The 16,402-nt window shown below is 64.5% G+C and carries 14 protein-coding genes; 11 read left to right on the top strand and 3 right to left on the bottom strand.

The genetic code is table 11. The features are described from left to right. Window positions 1–4: 4 nt before the first annotated feature. The 3 genes from meaB to accC all read left to right on the top strand — a co-directional run bounded on the left by meaB (window position 5) and on the right by accC (window position 4,912). Window positions 5–1,063, top strand: a complete 1,059-nt coding sequence (meaB, locus tag DACI_RS18865) for a methylmalonyl Co-A mutase-associated GTPase MeaB (protein WP_043781956.1) — start codon at window positions 5–7, stop codon at window positions 1,061–1,063. 56 nt (window positions 1,064–1,119) lie between these two features. Then, a complete protein-coding gene (locus DACI_RS18870; protein WP_012205581.1) occupies window positions 1,120–2,652 on the top strand; it encodes an acyl-CoA carboxylase subunit beta in 1,533 nt (510 codons plus the stop codon). Window positions 2,653–2,863: 211 nt separating this feature from the next. Then, a complete protein-coding gene (gene accC / locus DACI_RS18875) occupies window positions 2,864–4,912 on the top strand; it encodes an acetyl-CoA carboxylase biotin carboxylase subunit (RefSeq protein WP_012205582.1) in 2,049 nt (682 codons plus the stop codon). Window positions 4,913–4,945: 33 nt separating this feature from the next. Here accC and DACI_RS18880 read toward each other — a convergent pair whose 3' ends face one another. Together DACI_RS18880 and DACI_RS31495 are read right to left on the bottom strand one after the other, a co-directional pair. Beyond that, window positions 4,946–5,344, bottom strand: coding sequence for a type II toxin-antitoxin system VapC family toxin (locus DACI_RS18880; RefSeq protein ID WP_232244039.1), 399 nt, complete (start codon window positions 5,342–5,344; stop codon window positions 4,946–4,948). 8 nt (window positions 5,345–5,352) lie between these two features. Continuing rightward, window positions 5,353–5,619: an antitoxin gene (locus DACI_RS31495; RefSeq protein WP_012205584.1), complete on the bottom strand. Its 267-nt coding sequence runs from the start codon at window positions 5,617–5,619 to the stop codon at window positions 5,353–5,355. Between the two features lie 239 nt (window positions 5,620–5,858). Here DACI_RS31495 and DACI_RS18890 point away from each other — a divergent pair, with 239 nt between their 5' ends. Next, the gene (locus DACI_RS18890; RefSeq protein WP_012205585.1) at window positions 5,859–6,830 is read left to right on the top strand and encodes a chemotaxis protein; all 972 of its coding nucleotides are present in this window, start codon (window positions 5,859–5,861) and stop codon (window positions 6,828–6,830) included. Between the two features lie 36 nt (window positions 6,831–6,866). Here DACI_RS18890 and DACI_RS18895 read toward each other — a convergent pair whose 3' ends face one another. Then, the gene (locus tag DACI_RS18895; RefSeq protein ID WP_012205586.1) at window positions 6,867–7,961 is read right to left on the bottom strand and encodes an HTH-type transcriptional regulator GntR; all 1,095 of its coding nucleotides are present in this window, start codon (window positions 7,959–7,961) and stop codon (window positions 6,867–6,869) included. A gap of 156 nt (window positions 7,962–8,117) precedes the next feature. On the opposite strand from DACI_RS18895, the gene DACI_RS18900 reads away from it, so the two are divergent. The 7 genes from DACI_RS18900 (at window position 8,118) to DACI_RS18930 (ending at window position 16,381) form a co-directional block, all read left to right on the top strand. After that, window positions 8,118–8,705: a gluconokinase gene (locus DACI_RS18900; protein ID WP_012205587.1), complete on the top strand. Its 588-nt coding sequence runs from the start codon at window positions 8,118–8,120 to the stop codon at window positions 8,703–8,705. 18 nt (window positions 8,706–8,723) lie between these two features. Next, entirely contained in the window at window positions 8,724–9,230 is a 507-nt protein-coding gene (locus DACI_RS18905) for a TRAP transporter small permease (protein ID WP_012205588.1), read from the top strand. A gap of 12 nt (window positions 9,231–9,242) precedes the next feature. Next, complete coding sequence (locus DACI_RS18910) at window positions 9,243–10,523, top strand: TRAP transporter large permease (protein WP_012205589.1); 1,281 nt, start codon at window positions 9,243–9,245, stop codon at window positions 10,521–10,523. 28 nt (window positions 10,524–10,551) lie between these two features. After that, window positions 10,552–11,571 (top strand): TRAP transporter substrate-binding protein, encoded by a 1,020-nt coding sequence (locus DACI_RS18915; RefSeq protein WP_012205590.1) that lies wholly within the window; start codon window positions 10,552–10,554, stop codon window positions 11,569–11,571. 110 nt (window positions 11,572–11,681) lie between these two features. Further along, window positions 11,682–13,508 carry a phosphogluconate dehydratase gene (gene edd / locus DACI_RS18920; RefSeq protein ID WP_012205591.1) on the top strand — a complete coding sequence of 609 codons (1,827 nt, stop codon included), beginning with the start codon at window positions 11,682–11,684 and terminating at the stop codon, window positions 13,506–13,508. Further along, window positions 13,493–14,131, top strand: a complete 639-nt coding sequence (eda, locus tag DACI_RS18925; protein WP_012205592.1) for a bifunctional 4-hydroxy-2-oxoglutarate aldolase/2-dehydro-3-deoxy-phosphogluconate aldolase — start codon at window positions 13,493–13,495, stop codon at window positions 14,129–14,131. The genes edd and eda overlap by 16 nt, the downstream gene beginning before the upstream one ends. Window positions 14,132–14,746: 615 nt before the next feature. Then, window positions 14,747–16,381, top strand: coding sequence for a methyl-accepting chemotaxis protein (locus DACI_RS18930; protein WP_012205593.1), 1,635 nt, complete (start codon window positions 14,747–14,749; stop codon window positions 16,379–16,381). The last annotated feature ends 21 nt before the right edge of the window (window positions 16,382–16,402 follow it).

The following is a 16,402-nucleotide window of genomic DNA, read 5'->3' on the forward strand; positions in this document are numbered from 1 at the left end:
GCAAATGCAAGACGGCATCCTGAACGGCAACCCCGCCGTTCAGCGCCGGGCCATGGCCAAGGCCATCACCCTGCTGGAATCCACGCGCGCCGACCACCGTGCGGCGGCCGATGTGCTGCTCACGGCCCTGCTGCCGCATACGGGCGGGTCTTTCCGCCTGGGCATCAGCGGCGTGCCGGGCGTGGGCAAGAGCACCTTCATCGAAACGCTGGGCCTGTTCCTCATCGCACGCGGCCTGCGGGTGGCGGTGCTGGCCATCGACCCCTCATCCACCGTGTCGGGCGGCTCCATCCTTGGCGACAAGACGCGCATGGAGCAGTTGTCCGTCCACCTGGACGCCTACATCCGCCCCAGCCCCAGCAGCGGCACCCTGGGCGGCGTGGCCGAGAAAACCCGCGAGGCCATGCTGGTCTGCGAGGCGGCTGGCTACGATGTGGTCATCGTCGAGACCGTGGGCGTGGGCCAGAGCGAGATCGCCGTGCAGGGCATGTGCGACATGTTCTGCCTGCTGCAACTGCCCAATGCGGGCGATGACCTGCAGGCCATCAAGAAGGGCGTAATGGAGCTGGCCGACCTGGTCGTCATCAACAAGGCCGACATCGATCCCCATGCCGCCACGCGCGCGCAGGCCCAGATCACCTCCAGCCTGCGCCTGCTGGGCATGCACGGCAATCCCGAGCACGCCCACCACGACGAGCGCCTGTGGCAGCCCAGGGTCATCACCATCAGCGCGCTCAAGCAAGAGGGCGTTGACGGCTTCTGGAGCGCGGTGGAGGAGTTCCGCCGCCTGCAGCAGGCCAACGGCCGCCTGGCGCTGCGCCGCGAACGCCAGGCCCTGTCCTGGATGTGGGAGCGCATCGACTCCGGCCTCAAGCAGGCCTTCCGGCAGCATCCGCAGGTGCGGGCGCTGCTGCCCCAACTGCAGGCCGACGTGGCAGCAGGGCGGATCGCGGCCAGCACGGCCGCCAGAAACCTGCTGCAGGCGCAGGCCGGGCCAGCAATGGCGCCATCTCCAGCGCCATCTTCAGCGCCGGCGACAGCACCCGCCGCAGCGCCGCAGTGACCGCAGACAAGACAACACCAGCAACCCGTACCGTTAGACGTTAGAGGAATCGCAGCATGCAAGACATCCTGGATCAACTGGAGACAAAGCGCGAACAGGCCCGCCTGGGTGGCGGCCAAAAGCGCATAGACGCACAGCACAAGAAGGGCAAGCTCACGGCGCGAGAGCGCATCGAGCTGCTGCTGGACGACGGCACCTTCGAGGAATGGGACATGTTCGTCGAGCACCGCTGCACCGACTTCGGCATGGAAAACAGCAAGATCCCCGGCGACGGCGTGGTCACCGGCTACGGCATGATCAACGGCCGCCTGGTCTTCGTCTTCAGCCAGGACTTCACCGTCTTCGGCGGCGCGCTGTCCGAGACCCATGCCGAGAAAATCTGCAAGATCATGGACCAGGCCATGAAGGTCGGCGCCCCCGTCATCGGCCTGAACGACTCGGGCGGCGCCCGCATCCAGGAAGGCGTGGCCTCGCTGGGCGGCTATGCCGACGTGTTCCAGAAGAACGTGCTGGCCAGCGGCGTGGTGCCGCAGATCTCCATGATCATGGGCCCCTGCGCGGGCGGCGCCGTGTATTCGCCGGCCATGACGGACTTCATCTTCATGGTCAAGGACAGCAGCTACATGTTCGTCACCGGCCCCGAAGTCGTGAAGACGGTGACGCACGAGGAGGTCACGGCCGAGGAGCTGGGCGGCGCCATCACCCACACCACGCGCAGCGGCGTGGCCGACATGGCCTTCGACAACGACGTGGAGGCGCTGATGATGCTGCGCCGCCTCTACAACTACCTGCCGCTGAACAACCGCGAGAAGGCGCCCGTGCGCTACACCTCGGACCCCGTGGACCGCGCCGACAAGTCGCTGGACACCCTGGTGCCCGACAACGCCAACAAGCCCTACGACATGAAGGAGCTGATCCTCAAGACCGTGGACGACGGCGACTTCTTCGAGCTGCAGCCCGACTACGCCAGGAACATCATCACCGGCTTCGCGCGCATGGACGGGCAGACCGTGGGCATCGTCGCCAACCAGCCCCTGGTGCTGGCCGGCTGCCTGGACATCAAGAGCTCCATCAAGGCCGCGCGCTTCGTGCGTTTCTGCGATGCCTTCAACATCCCCGTGGTCACCTTCGTGGACGTGCCCGGCTTCATGCCCGGCACCAGCCAGGAGTACGGCGGCATCATCAAGCACGGCGCCAAGCTGCTGTACGCCTATGCCGAGGCAACGGTGCCGAAAATCACCGTCATCACGCGCAAGGCCTACGGCGGCGCCTATGACGTGATGGCCTCCAAGCACCTGCGCGGCGACGTCAACCTGGCCTGGCCCCATGCCGAGATCGCCGTGATGGGCGCCAAGGGCGCCGTGGAGATCATCTTCCGCGAGGACAAGAACGACCCCGCCAAGCTGGCAGCGCGCGAGGCCGAGTACAAGGCCCGTTTCGCCAACCCCTTCGTGGCAGGCGCGCGCGGCTTCATCGACGATGTGATCCAGCCGCATGAGACGCGCAAGCGCATCTGCCGCTCGCTGCAGATGCTCAAGAACAAGCAGCTGGAAAATCCGTGGCGCAAGCATGGAAACATCCCCTTGTGAAGCACCCCCTGAGCGGCTCCGCCGCTTCCCCCTCTCTAACTCGCTTCGCGAGGGAGGGGGACGACACCCTCGGTGCGGGGCGGCCCTTCCTCGGTGTCCCTCGCTTTGGTCGCGCCGGTTACTGACAGTGCTGGCGAAGCGCAAAACAGGGACAGCGAAGCTGACGACAGCTCCGGTTCCCATGATTTAGTTCCAAGAATGGGCTAAGAAGATGTTCAAGAAGATCCTGATTGCCAACCGCGGCGAGATTGCCTGCCGCGTCATCGCCACCGCCCGCAAGATGGGCATACAGACCGTGGCTGTGTACTCCGATGCGGACCGCGAGGCACGCCACGTCAAGCTGGCCGACGAGGCCGTGCACATCGGCGCCGCGCCCAGCCGCGAGTCCTACCTGCAGGCCGACCGCATCATTGCCGCCTGCAAGCAGACCGGCGCCCAGGCCGTGCACCCGGGCTACGGCTTCCTGTCCGAGAACGAGGCCTTCGCCCGGCGCGTGGAAGAAGAGGGCATCACCTTCATCGGCCCCAAGCACGCGGCCATTGCGGCCATGGGCGACAAGATCGCCTCCAAGAAGCTGGCCGACAAGGCCGGCGTGAGCACCATCCCTGGCTACAACGACCCCATTGCCGGCCCCGAGGCCGCCGTGGAAATCGCCAAGGGCATCGGCTACCCCGTGATGATCAAGGCCAGCGCCGGCGGCGGCGGCAAGGGCCTGCGCGTGGCCTACAACGACAAGGAAGCCTTCGAGGGCTTTGCCAGCTGCCAGAACGAGGCACGCAACAGCTTTGGCGACGACCGCATCTTCATCGAGAAATTCGTGCAGGAGCCGCGCCACATCGAGATCCAGGTGCTGGGCGACGGCCACGGCAACGTGATCTACCTGAACGAGCGCGAATGCTCCATCCAGCGCCGGCACCAGAAGGTCATCGAAGAGGCGCCGTCCCCCTTCATCAGCGACGCCACGCGCCGCGCCATGGGAGAGCAGGCCGTGGCCCTGGCCAAGGCCGTGGGCTACCAGAGCGCGGGCACGGTGGAGTTCGTGGTGGGCAAAGACCAGGATTTCTACTTCCTGGAAATGAACACCCGCCTGCAGGTGGAGCACCCGGTGACCGAGTGCATCACCGGCCTGGACCTGGTCGAGCAGATGATCCGCGTGGCCGCTGGCGAGAAGCTGGCCATCGCGCAGGAAGACGTCAAGCGCAATGGCTGGGCCATCGAGTGCCGCATCAACGCCGAGGACCCGTTCCGCAACTTCCTGCCCTCAACGGGCCGCCTGGTGCGCTTTGCGCCGCCCGAGCAGACCATGTGGCAGGCCGACACCGGCCACCTGCACGGCGTGCGCGTGGATACGGGCGTGTATGAGGGCGGCGAAATTCCGATGTTCTACGACTCGATGATCGCCAAGCTCATCGTGCACGGCAGCGACCGCAACGACGCCATCGCCAAGATGCGCGAGGCGCTCAATGCCTTCGTGATCCGGGGCATCAGCTCCAACATCCCGTTCCAGGCCGCGCTGCTGGCCCATCCCAAGTTCAAGAGCGGCGACTTCAACACCGGCTTCATCGCCGAGCACTACTCCCACGGCTTCCACGCCGAGGACGTGCCCCACGGCGATCCGGACTTCCTGGTCGCCCTGGCCGGCCACATAAACCGCCGCTACCGCGCGCGCGCCGCCACCATCAGCGGTCAGATGCGGGGGCACGAGCTCAAGGTCTCGGCCGACTACTGCGTGGTCGTGCTGGGCGCCGAAGGCCAGCACCAGTACCGCGCCGTGCAGGTCTCGGACTTCGACGCCGAAAGCCGCGCCAGCACCGTCACGGTGGATGGCAAGCCCTACACCTTCCGCAGCGAAACCCCCATGCGTGCCATGTGCGTGCAGGGCAGCTGCAACGGCAAGCCCTTCACGGCCCAGGTCGAGCGCGGCACGGCCAGGAACCCGCTGGCCCTGCGCGTCATCCACAACGGCACGCAGATCGACGCCCTGGTGCTCTCGCCGCGCGGCGGCGAACTGCACCGCCTCATGCCCTACAAGGCGCCGCCGGACCTGTCCAGGTTCCTGCTGTCGCCCATGCCGGGCCTGCTGGTGGACGTGGCCGTGCAGCCGGGCCAGAAGGTGCAGGCGGGCGAGAAGCTGGCGGTGATCGAGGCGATGAAGATGGAGAACATCCTGTTCGCGTCCCAGGACGGCGTGGTCGGCAAGATCAGCGCCAGCAAGGGCGATTCGCTGGCCGTGGACGATGTGATCCTGGAATTCGAGTGATTCCTGCGCGTGACCTCTTTCCCGGCGCCGGGATCAATGCCCCTGGCGCAGCCAGTTTTCGATCCTGAGCCCGGAAATGCGTTCGAAATGCCGCACATTGTCTGTGACCAGGATCGCGTCCAGGGCCAGCGCATGTGCGGCGATCATTTCGTCGAAGTCTCCAATCGGCGAGCCCTGGGCACGCAGATAAGCACGCAACTGACCATGCTGGTTGGCCGCCCTGGCGTCCCAGGGCAGGATGGCGGTGATGTGCAGGAACGCCTCCACGATCCGTGCCAGCCGTACCGCCTCGGGCCGCCGGGCAATTCCATAGCGCAGCTCGGAACAGGTCACTGCACTAACGCACCACTGCCCTGGTGCGAGGGCTTGCAAGCGCGCATCAAACAAGGGATTGCCCCGGATGGCTTCGCTGGCGGCATTGGTGTCCAGCATGTACAGCATCATTCCTCCCAACCTTGGAAGGGATCGCGTTGCTCGCTGCCCTGTTGGCGCACGGGGAGGGCCGACTCGGCCGCATGCCCCAGCTGGTGGCGCAGCCGCATGAATTCACTCCAGTCCGCGCGAGGAATGGTCGAAAGAATGACGTCTCCGGTGTTTTCATCGCGGCGGATATACACCTCGGCTCGATCTTCGAAGCGAAACTCGGCAGGCAGCTTTACGGCTTGAACGCCATCGGTGGCGAAAAGTTGGGCGGTAACGGGTGGCATGGCGCGCTCCTCATGGTGCTGGCGGAAAGATCCATCTTGCTATATTGACCGGATATGGACCTGTCTGTTCAGATCCGGCCTTGAACCCGACGGCGCTGTCGCAGGCCTGCCCATACCTTGAGCCAGCGCTGCTGCGTTGTTGACGCCACAGGCAAGCTGCGTTGCGCAATAAATTTTTGCTAAATCCGAGGCGCTCGCTTTAGAATTTGTAAAAAGATGTGTCACTCTCCAGGACCGGCATGAACCTCAATTCCAAGGCAGCTCAAAGAGAGATCGACGAGCGCACCAACCTCACCAGCAACAACAAGTTCGAGCTGCTGCTGTTCCGGCTGGGCAGCGACTCCGGCCTGGGCCAGTCCGAGCTGTTCGGGATCAATGTGTTCAAGGTCCGCGAAATCGTGGCCATGCCGCACATCACGCCCATCGCGGGGGGCACGGCCCATTCGCTGGGTGTGGCAAACCTGCGCGGGCAGGTGATCCCGGTGCTGAATCTTCCCGCCATCATGGGCTGCAAGCCCCAGACCGGCCTGAACATCATGCTGGTCACCGAATATGCGCGCACCACCCAGGCATTCGCGGTGGAGTCCGTCGAGGACATCGTGCGCCTGGACTGGAAGCAGGTGCTGTCGGCCGAGGCCAGCGGCACCGGCGGCAAGCTGGTCACCAGCATCGCCCGCCTGGATGGCGACACCGACAACTCGCGCCTGGCCCAGGTGCTGGATGTGGAGGCCATCCTGCAATTGGTGTCCCCCACCGACGCCCAGGAAATCACGCCGGAAAAAGTGGGCGCCAGGCTCAAGCTCAAGCCCGGCGCCATCGTGCTGGCCGCCGATGATTCCTTCGTGGCGCGCTCGCTGATCGAGAAGGAGCTCAAGGTCCTGCAGGCACCGTATGAAATGCTCAAGTCCGGCAAGGAGGCCTGGGACCGCCTCAACGCCATCGCCGACAGTGCCCAGGCAGAGGGCCTGACGGTGGCCGACAAGGTCGCCCTGGTGCTGACCGACCTGGAGATGCCCGAGATGGACGGCTTCACGCTCACCCGCCACATCAAGCAGGACGCGCGCTTCCATTCCATTCCCGTGCTCATCCATTCCTCGCTGTCCGGATCGGCCAACGAAGACCATGTGCGCAGCGTTGGCGCGGACGGCTACGTGGCCAAGTTCGCGGCAGAGGATCTGGCCGAGACCCTGCGCCGTCTGCTGCCGGGCTGATGGCCACGGAGGAGGGCGCACAAAGCCCTCTTCGCTTCAACTGCTCTGCCGCACCACCAGTTCGTAGCCCAGATCCACGCTGGGCGGCTCCACGGCCTCGCCACGCATCAGCTGCAGCAGCATGCGCGCACCTTCGGTGCCGATATGGCCGCGCGGCGTGCGGATGGTGGTCAGCGGCGGCACCATCTGGTCGCTGCCGGGCAGGTCGTTGAAGCCTGCGATGGCGATCTGCTCGGGCACGCGTATCCCCCGGCGCAGAGCCTCCAGCAGCGCACCCTGGGCGATGTCGTCGTTGCAGAAGAACAGGGCATCGACGGCCGGGTCCAGGCGCAGGGCCGCGTCCAGCAGCTCGGCGCCCAGCGCCATCGACGTGGGGCGGGGCCAGAGCAGTTCCAGGGCGGGGTCATGCAGGCCCGCCGCCTGCAGGGCATGGCGGTAGCCCGCGGCGCGCTGCATCACGCGGGCATCGAGCTGGCCTGCGCAAAAGGCAATGCGCCTGTGTCCGCGCTCCATCAAGTGCCGCGTGATGGCGGCCCCGGCCTCGGCCTGCGAAAAGCCCACGCTGGGCGCACCAGGCTCGCCGCCCAGTTCCATCAGGTGCACGCAGGGGACCTTGCTGGCCTGCACCAGTTCACGCGCAGCGGGGCTGCGGTCAAAACCCGTGAGCAGCAGGCCGGCCGGGCGCATGGGCAGGTAGGTGCGCAGCAGCTGTTCTTCTTCGGCCCGGTCGTAGTGGGTCACGCCGATCAGCGCGTGGTAGCCCGCAGAGAACAGCACCTTGTGAACCGCCTCGATCAGGTCCACGAACAGGGTGTTGGACAGCATGGGCACCAGCACCAGCACCTGGGCGCTTTTCTGCGAGGCCAGGGCGCGAGCGGCGGGGTCGGGCACGTAGCCCATCTGCGCGGCGGCCGTGCGGATTTTCTCGACCAGGGCCGGGTCCACGCGGCGCTCGCCGCGCAGGGCGCGCGAGACCGTCATGGGGCTGACGCCAGCGGCCTGTGCCACATCGCTGAGCGTGATGCGCCCGCTGGCCCGCGAGGAGCGTGCGCGTCCCGTGGCGGGCAGGGCCGGGCCGGAAACATCGGCGGAGGGCGATTCTGGGGAGGCAGGCGGAATCTGACGGGCCAAGGGATTGTCCTAGGTCGGGGGCGGGAGGGTTGAAGATTATGATAGCGCTATCCCAATCATTCGAAGGCCCTTGCTCCTGCGTGTAAACCCGGACGAAGGCCTCTGAAGCACACCGAAATCCAAGGCAGACCCTGGTCTGCCAATTTTTGCAAGAACATGGATAGCGCTATCCCAACAACCACCGAGGCCGCCCCCGCAGACACCCGCCCACGGGCGCTGGTCGTCATGGGCGTTTCCGGCTGCGGCAAGTCCAGCGTGGGGCAGGCCCTGGCCGATGCCCTGGGCTGGACACTGCACGAGGGCGATGCCCATCATGCCGAGGAAAGCATCCGCAAGATGCAGGCCGGCATCCCCCTGACCGACGACGACCGCAGCGGCTGGCTGGACCGGCTGGCCCAGCTGCTGGCCCAGGCAATGCCGGGGCAGGGCGTGGTGCTGACCTGCTCGGCCCTCAAGCGCAAGTACCGCGACCGGCTGCGTGCCGCCGGCCCGGCCGGTGCCGTGGGCTTCGTGTTTCTGGACCTGAACTACGACACGGCGCTGCAGCGCGTGCAGGAGCGCGCCGGCCACTTCTTCTCGCCCGAGCTGGTGGCCAACCAGTTCGCCACGCTGGAACGCCCTGATGGCGAATGCGCCGTGCTGTCCGTGGACGCCACGCTGCCGCTGACCGACATCGTGCACCGCGCCCAAAGCTGGCAGGTCCTGCCCGCGGCGCAGGCCGACACCTTCTCCCAAAACCCATAACGCCAGGAGACAAGCCCCATGCAATCCGATTCCCCCGCAGTCCGGCCCAAGCCGCGCCTGCAGCACTTTGCCGAGGTGCTGATGGTGCTGGCCCTGGCCGGCATGGTCATTGCCGTGTTCATCAACGTGGTGCTGCGCTATGTGTTCCATACCAGCATCGTTTCCTATGAGGAAATCTCGCGCCTGCTCTTCGTCTGGCTGGTGGCCATTGGCGCCATCGTGGCCGCTTTCGAGGGCAGCCACCTGGGCTTCGACCTCGTGACCTCCCGCGTGGGGCCTGGCGCACGCAAGGCGCTGTTCTGGGTGTCGCAGGCACTGGTCCTGGTTTGCATGGGCCTGCTGCTGTGGGGCTCCTGGGCCCAGGTGGAGGCCGGGCTGAACAGCTACAGCACGGTGCTGGGCTACCCGCTGGCCCTGGGCGCCGCGGCCACCCTGGTGCTGGCCGTGGGCCTTCTGGTGGTGACGCTGCGCGACCTGCGCCGCGGCGCGCCGGCAGAAAACCATGCCGAAACGACGGTCGAGTAAGGAGTACGCACCATGGTTGTGACCCTGATCTTTCTGGCCGTGCTGATTGGCGGCATGGTGATCGGCATGCCCATCGCCCAGGCGCTGGTGTTGACCGGCGTGGCGCTGATGTGGCACCTGGACTTCTTCGACTCGCAGCTGCTTGCGCAGAACCTGCAGGCCGGCTTCGACAACTTCCCGCTGCTGGCCGTGCCCTTCTTCATCCTGGCCGGCGAGCTGATGAATGCAGGCGGCCTGTCGCGCCGCATCATCGACCTGGCGCGGGCTTATGTGGGCCATATCCGTGGCGGCTTGGGCTATGTGGCCATTGGCGCGGCGGTGCTGCTGGCGTCCATGAGCGGCTCGGCCATTGCCGATACCGCCGCCCTGGCCACCATCCTGCTGCCCATGATGCGCGACCAGAAGTATCCCGACAGCTACAGCGCAGGCCTGCTCGCCTCGGGCGGCATCATCGCGCCCATCATTCCGCCGTCCATGCCCTTCGTGATCTACGGCGTGACGACCAACACCTCGATCAGCAAGCTGTTCCTGTCGGGCGTGGTGCCGGGCCTGATCATGGGCGTGTTCCTGATCTTTGCCTGGTGGTCCATCGCCCGCAAATACGACCTGTCGCGCGGCGAGCGCATGGCCTGGGGCCCGCGTCTGAAGGCACTGGCCAAGAGCTTCTGGGCCATGATGATGCCGGTCATCATCCTGGGCGGCCTCAAGGGCGGCGTGTTCACGCCCACCGAGGCGGCCGTGGTCGCAGCCGTCTACGCGCTGTTCGTGTCCATGGTGATCTACCGCGAGATGACATGGAGCCGTCTGTACGCCGTGTTCCTGGCCGCCGCCAAGACCACGGCCGTGGTCATGTTCCTGTGCGGCGCCGCCACGGTGACGGCCTACATGATCACCCTGGCCGACCTGCCCAACATGCTGGCCGACAGCTTCTCGGGCCTGCTGGGCAGTCCCGTGCTGTTCATGGCCACGATGATGCTGTTCCTGCTGGTGGTGGGCACGGCCATGGACCTGACGCCAACCATCCTGATCTTCGGCCCCGTGTGCGCGCCGCTGGCCGTCAAGGCCGGCATCGATCCCATCTACTTCGGCTTCATGTTCATCTATGTGGGCTGCATCGGCCTGATCACGCCGCCCGTGGGAACGGTGCAGAACGTGGTGGCCGGCGTGGGCCGGCTGCGCATGGAGACCGTGATCAAGGGCACGAACCCGTTCCTGATGGTCTATGTGCTGCTTGCCGTGCTTTTCGTGATTTTTCCGCAAATCATCCTGGCCCCTCTGCGCTGGATGCATTGATCCCTCACTACAACCCAAGGAGATGAACATGCGTATTCCCTTTGCACTCGCCGGCCTGATGGCCGCCGTCACCACGCTGGCCGCCACGGGCCAGGCCATGGCCCAGGACTTCAAGCCGCGCATCGTGCGCTTCGGCTATGGCCTGGTCGATGAGTCCAACCAGGGCCGCGCGGCGCGCTTCTTTGCCAAGGAGGTTGAGAAGGCCACGGGCGGCAAGATGAAGGTGCGTGCCATCGGCAATGCCTCGCTGGGCTCGGACACGCAGATGCAGCAGGCGCTGATCGGCGGCGCCCAGGAGATGATGGTCGGCTCCACCGCCACCCTGGTGGGCCTGTCGCCCGAGATGGCCGTCTGGGACACCCCCTTCCTGTTCAGCAATGTCAAGGAAGCCGACGCCGTGCTGGACGGCCCCGTGGGCGAGAAGGTCAAGGCCACGCTGGAGCCCAAGGGCATGGTGGGCCTGGTCTATTGGGAAAACGGTTTCCGCAACCTCACCAACAACAAGCGCCCCATCGCCAAGATGGAAGACCTGGCCGACGTGAAGCTGCGCGTGATGCAGAACAACGTCTTCCTGGACAGTTTCAAGGCCCTGGGCGCCAATGCCGTTCCGCTGCCGTTCTCCGAGCTGTTCACGGCGCTGGAGACCCGTGCCGTCGATGGCCAGGAAAACCCCTTCAACACCGTGCTGTCCAGCAAGTTCTATGAAGTGCAGAAGTACCTCACGGTATCCAACCACGTCTACAGCCCCTGGATCGTCACCGTCAGCAAGAAGTGGTGGGACACGCTGAGCCCGGCCGAGAAGAAGGTGCTGCAGGATGCCGCCGTCAAGAGCCGCGAGTTCGAACGCAAGGATACGCGCGAGGAAGCCGCCAAGGCCCTGGCCGACATCAAGGCCAAGGGCATGCAGGTCAACGAGCTGCCCGCCGCAGAAGCCAGCCGCATGCGCGACAAGCTCGCGGCGGTGAATGCCGGCATTGCCAAGACCGTGGGCCAGGGCACGTGGGACGAGGTGCAGGCCGCCGTCAAGCAGGCGCGCGCAGTGAAGTAAGCTTCGGTGCAGGGCCGGACGCACCTGGGAGGGATGCCCCGGCCGACATTTCCCATAAAGACAACGCGACAGAGAGAAAACGCGCACCAGCGCATCCGCAGGAACCCCGCATGAGCACCATCCACCCCATCGTCGAGCAGGTCACGCGCCGCATCCGCGAGCGCAGTGCCCAATCACGCGCCGCCTACCTGGAGCAGGTGGACGCCATGGCCGCGCGCCCGCCCGGCGCCCAGTCCATGGGCTGTGCCAATGTGGCCCATGCCTTTGCGGGCATTCCAGGCGGCGACCGCATACGCATCGTGGAAGAGAAGGCGCCCAACGTCGCCATCGTCACCGCGTACAACGACGTGCTCTCGGCCCATGCGCCGCTGGCACGCTATCCCGACATCCTCAAGGACGAGGCGCGCAAGCTTGGCGCCACGGCGCAGGTCGCCGGCGGCGTGCCGGCCATGTGCGACGGCGTGACCCAGGGCGCGCCAGGCATGGAACTGAGCCTGTTCAGCCGGGATGCCATTGCCATGGGCACGGCCATCGCGCTGTCGCATGACGTGTTCGACGCCGCGCTGATGCTGGGCATTTGCGACAAGATCGTGCCGGGCCTGCTGATCGGGGCCCTGCATTTCGGCCATCTACCCACGGTGTTCGTGCCGGCCGGCCCCATGACCTCGGGCCTGTCCAATGGCGACAAGGCCAAGGTGCGCGAACAGGCCGCGCAGGGCCTGGTGGGCCGCAAGGAACTGCTGGCCGCCGAAACGGCTGCCTACCACAGCGAAGGCACCTGCACCTTCTACGGCACGGCCAACAGCAACCAGATGCTGCTGGAGGCCATGGGCCTGCACGTGCCGGGCACGGCCTTCATCAACCCGGCCGACGGCGAACGCGAACTGCTCACGCGCGAGGCCATGCGCAGCGTGCTGGCCATCACCAAGAACCGCCGCTTCGCACCCATTGGCCATGTGGTGGACGAGCGCTGCATCGTCAACGCCATGGTGGCCCTGCTGGCCACGGGCGGATCGACCAACCACCTGATCCATTGGGTGGCCGTGGCGCGTGCGGCAGGCATCGTCATCGACTGGAATGATTTTTCGGAACTCTCGGGCGTGGTGCCGCTGCTGGCCCGCGTCTATCCCAACGGCAGCGCCGACGTGAACCAGTTCCAGGCCGCAGGCGGGCCGGGCTATGTGATCGGCCAGCTGCTGAAGGCCGGCCTCATGCATGGCGATGTGCTCACCGTGCGGCCCGAGGGCCTGCAGGAATTTGCACGCATTCCCGCCGTGGAAGACGGTCATCTCGTCTGGCACGAGGCCGAAGTCTCCGGCGACCTTTCCGTGCTGCGCCCGGCCGATGCGCCTTTCAGAGCCACGGGCGGGCTCAAGCTGCTGTCCGGCAACCTGGGGCGCAGCGTGATCAAGGTCAGCGCCGTGCCCGAGGACCGCCATGTGGTCGAGGCGCCTGCGCGCGTCTTCGACTCGCAGGAAGCGCTGCAGCAGGCGTTCAAGGCCGGCGAGCTGGACCGCGATGTCATCTGCGTGGTGCGCTGGCAGGGTCCGCGCGCCAACGGCATGCCCGAGCTGCACAAGCTCACCCCACCGCTGGCCGTGCTGCAGGGCAAGGGCTACAAGGTGGCCCTGGTCACGGACGGCCGCATGAGCGGCGCCTCGGGCAAGGTGCCCGCCGCCATCCATGTCTCGCCCGAGGCCTGCGTGGGCGGGCCGCTGGCGCGCCTGCAAGACGGGGACCTGGTACGCCTGGACGCCGTGGCCGGCACCCTGGCCGTGCTGGTCGATGACACCGAATGGCAGCAGCGGCCCCTGGCCACCATGCCGCAGGCACTGCGCCAGGCCAATGGCCGGGGTTTTGGCCGCGAACTGTTTGCCGGATTCCGGCGCCACGCGCTCAGCGCAGAAGAGGGAGCTTGTACATGGATCAACGACTGACGGCACTGGCCATCATGCAGGACGCGCCGGTCATCCCGGTCATCGTCCTGAACAACGTCGCACATGCCGTGCCCATGGCCCAGGCCTTGGTCGCGGGCGGCATCCGCGTACTGGAAGTCACGCTGCGCACGCCCGAGGGCCTGGCCAGCATCGAAGCCATTGCACGTGCCGTGCCCGAGGCCATCGTGGGCGCCGGTACCGTGCGCAGCGCCGCCGATGCCCGTGCCGCCGCCAGCGCCGGTGCGCGCTTTGCCGTGAGCCCCGGCTACACCGGCGCACTGGGCCAGGCCTGCCAGGCCCTGCAGCTGCCGCTGCTGCCCGGCGTGGCCACCAGCGGCGAAATCATGGCCGCCCAGGACGACGGCTTCAACGAGCTGAAATTCTTCCCCGCCGTACAGGCGGGCGGCACGGCCATGCTCAAGGCCTGGCAAGGCCCGTTCGGCGACGTGCGGTTCTGCCCCACGGGCGGCGTGTCTGCGGACAATGCGGCGCAATTCCTGGCGCTGTCCAACGTGGTCTGCGTCGGTGGCTCCTGGCTGGTGCCTGCCGATGCGCTGGAGCAGGGTGACTGGCAGCGGATCACCGCACTGGCCGGCGCAGCCAAAAGCCTGCGCAGCGCCTGAGTCGCCATTGCCCCGGAACCAGCGGCCCCCAAGGGGCCGCTTTTGTTTGTCTGGGCCATCGATTGGGGATGGGGACTTGAATCCATTGAAAATTATGCGCATTGCGGCAATATTTGCGCAAAATGCAAAGTCAAGGTGCGAGGAAAGGAGGGATTGATTTCATAACACAACGTTACAATCATTGCTTATCCTTCAAACAGCCTTTTGACAAGACGATATCAATAGGCTGTCTTGAAACATTCGCATATGCACAAGAATAATTGCCGCCTGAAGTTTCCGCCGCAATCATTCTTTACCGACCAAGAAAAATGCAATTGCCGTTGCAGGGCCTGGAAATAAAAATTGGCACTGGCGCCTCGCGGCGCCAGTGCCAATTTTTATTGGTCGAGCATCGAGCATCGAGCATCGAGCATCGAGCATCGAGCATCGAGCATCGAGCATCGAGCATCGAGCATCGAGCAATTATAACATCAATATATCATTTTCGAGAATAATCCACGTCTTTTTTAGAAGATGTGGATTATTTTTTTTCAAGTTCCCGATTTTCTACGGCCGAAGAATCCTGGTGTCAGGGCAAATATTTCATCGTTGAAAATTATTCATTCGGCAATCAAGATGTTGAGCTTCAAAAAATCAAAAGTGATCACCAAACTGACCATGGGCTTTCTTGTGGTCTCATGCATTGGTGCATTCATCGGTATCAATGGAATACTGAAGGCAGGGGAAATCAATGATCTCGCAACGCAGATGTACGAGAAGGAACTGCTGGGCCTGTCACAAATATCCGAGGCCAATGTCCAGCTGATCGCGGCGGGCCGGGCCATCAGAAATGCCGTGCTTGCAAACGATGATGAAAGCAGAAACCGGCACACGGACGCCGTGCTGCAAAGGCTGCAACTGCTGAAAGAGGCACTGAACAACAGCAAGAGGCTTTTTGCCGAGGGCGATGGCAAGGAAAAGCTCAAGTCCATTGATGAAACCCTCGTCATCTATGAAAAGGGTCTGCTGCAGACGATTGAAAGAATCAAGTCAGAACATCTTTCGGAATCCAGGGAATCGATTGATCTGATCAACAGATTCCGGGTGGAGTCCGACAAGATCGACAGCCTGATGACGGAAGTTGTCGATATCAAGAAGAAGAATGCCAGCTGGCTCAACGACGAGACCGACAGGATCTACGAAAATATCCGGCTGATGCTCACCCTCCTGACCATCTCCGGCGTGATTGTGGGGGTGGCCATTGGCGTGATCATCACAATTTCCATCACACGCCAGCTGGGCGGAGAGCCGGCAGATGTGGCGCACATTGCGGAAAACATCTCAAGAGGCGACCTGACCTCCAGGATCGACCTGTCCAGGGCTCGCCCTGGCAGTGTGATCACGGCCATGCAGGAAATGCAGGTATCGCTGCAACGCATTGTGGCCACCGTGCGCAGCAGCAGCGACAGCATTGCCACAGGCGCCACGCAGATTGATGCAGGCAATGCCAACCTGTCGAGCCGAACGGAAGAGCAGGCCAGCAACCTTGAAGAGACTGCCGCCTCCATGGAGGAACTGGCCAGCACGGTGAAAAGCAATTCCGATGCGGCCATCACCGCCACCATGCTCGCCCAGTCAGCGCGCGATGCCGCAGCGCACGGCGGGGGCATGGCCCGGCAGATGGTGGACGTGATGAATGAAATAAACACGTCCTCCAAGAAAATCGAGGACATCATCAACGTCATTGATTCAATCGCTTTTCAAACCAATATTCTTGCTTTGAATGCTGCTGTCGAAGCAGCCCGCGCCGGAGAGCAGGGCCGTGGTTTTGCGGTGGTTGCCGCAGAAGTTCGAAGCCTTGCAGTGAAAAGTGCAGAGGCCGCAAAAGAGATAAAGTCTCTCATCGAGGACAGTGTTTCCAAGGTCGGCAATGGCCACCAGCTTGCCCAGGCTGCGGGCAGCAGCATTGAAGATATCGTCACCCAGGTCCAGAAGGTATCCAGCATGATCGAAGAGATCAGTGGGGCCACCAGGGAGCAAAGCCAGGGCATCGATCAGATCAATGATGCGATCATCCAGCTGGACCAGGTCACCCAGCAAAATGCCGCGCTGGTGGAAGAGTCGGCAGCGGCGGCCGGAAGTCTCAGCCAGCAGGCGCAGGCCCTGGTTTCGGCAGTTTCCATTTTCAAGCTGGACCCCGCGGAAAAGGAGGCCCCTGTCTTGAGGAAAATCCCCTCACCCATGAGACCGCTGAGTCTTTCCGCGTCCTGACGGAAATTTCAGACCAGTGCG

It is taken from the genome of Delftia acidovorans SPH-1, from assembly GCF_000018665.1.
Taxonomy (GTDB): domain Bacteria; phylum Pseudomonadota; class Gammaproteobacteria; order Burkholderiales; family Burkholderiaceae_C; genus Comamonas; species Comamonas acidovorans.

What these genes read in the sequence shown, in the direction of transcription:
- DACI_RS18915 (WP_012205590.1), top strand. Translation starts at nt 10,552, where the DNA reads ATGCGTATTCCCTTTGCACTCGCCGGCCTGATGGCCGCCGTCACCACG.
- DACI_RS18930 (WP_012205593.1), top strand. Translation starts at nt 14,747, where the DNA reads ATGTTGAGCTTCAAAAAATCAAAAGTGATCACCAAACTGACCATGGGC.
- DACI_RS31495 (WP_012205584.1), bottom strand. Translation starts at nt 5,619, where the DNA reads ATGCCACCCGTTACCGCCCAACTTTTCGCCACCGATGGCGTTCAAGCC.
- DACI_RS18880 (WP_232244039.1), bottom strand. Translation starts at nt 5,344, where the DNA reads ATGCTGGACACCAATGCCGCCAGCGAAGCCATCCGGGGCAATCCCTTG.
- DACI_RS18900 (WP_012205587.1), top strand. Translation starts at nt 8,118, where the DNA reads ATGGATAGCGCTATCCCAACAACCACCGAGGCCGCCCCCGCAGACACC.
- DACI_RS18870 (WP_012205581.1), top strand. Translation starts at nt 1,120, where the DNA reads ATGCAAGACATCCTGGATCAACTGGAGACAAAGCGCGAACAGGCCCGC.
- DACI_RS18890 (WP_012205585.1), top strand. Translation starts at nt 5,859, where the DNA reads ATGAACCTCAATTCCAAGGCAGCTCAAAGAGAGATCGACGAGCGCACC.
- accC (WP_012205582.1), top strand. Translation starts at nt 2,864, where the DNA reads ATGTTCAAGAAGATCCTGATTGCCAACCGCGGCGAGATTGCCTGCCGC.
- DACI_RS18910 (WP_012205589.1), top strand. Translation starts at nt 9,243, where the DNA reads ATGGTTGTGACCCTGATCTTTCTGGCCGTGCTGATTGGCGGCATGGTG.
- DACI_RS18905 (WP_012205588.1), top strand. Translation starts at nt 8,724, where the DNA reads ATGCAATCCGATTCCCCCGCAGTCCGGCCCAAGCCGCGCCTGCAGCAC.
- edd (WP_012205591.1), top strand. Translation starts at nt 11,682, where the DNA reads ATGAGCACCATCCACCCCATCGTCGAGCAGGTCACGCGCCGCATCCGC.
- eda (WP_012205592.1), top strand. Translation starts at nt 13,493, where the DNA reads ATGGATCAACGACTGACGGCACTGGCCATCATGCAGGACGCGCCGGTC.
- meaB (WP_043781956.1), top strand. Translation starts at nt 5, where the DNA reads ATGCAAGACGGCATCCTGAACGGCAACCCCGCCGTTCAGCGCCGGGCC.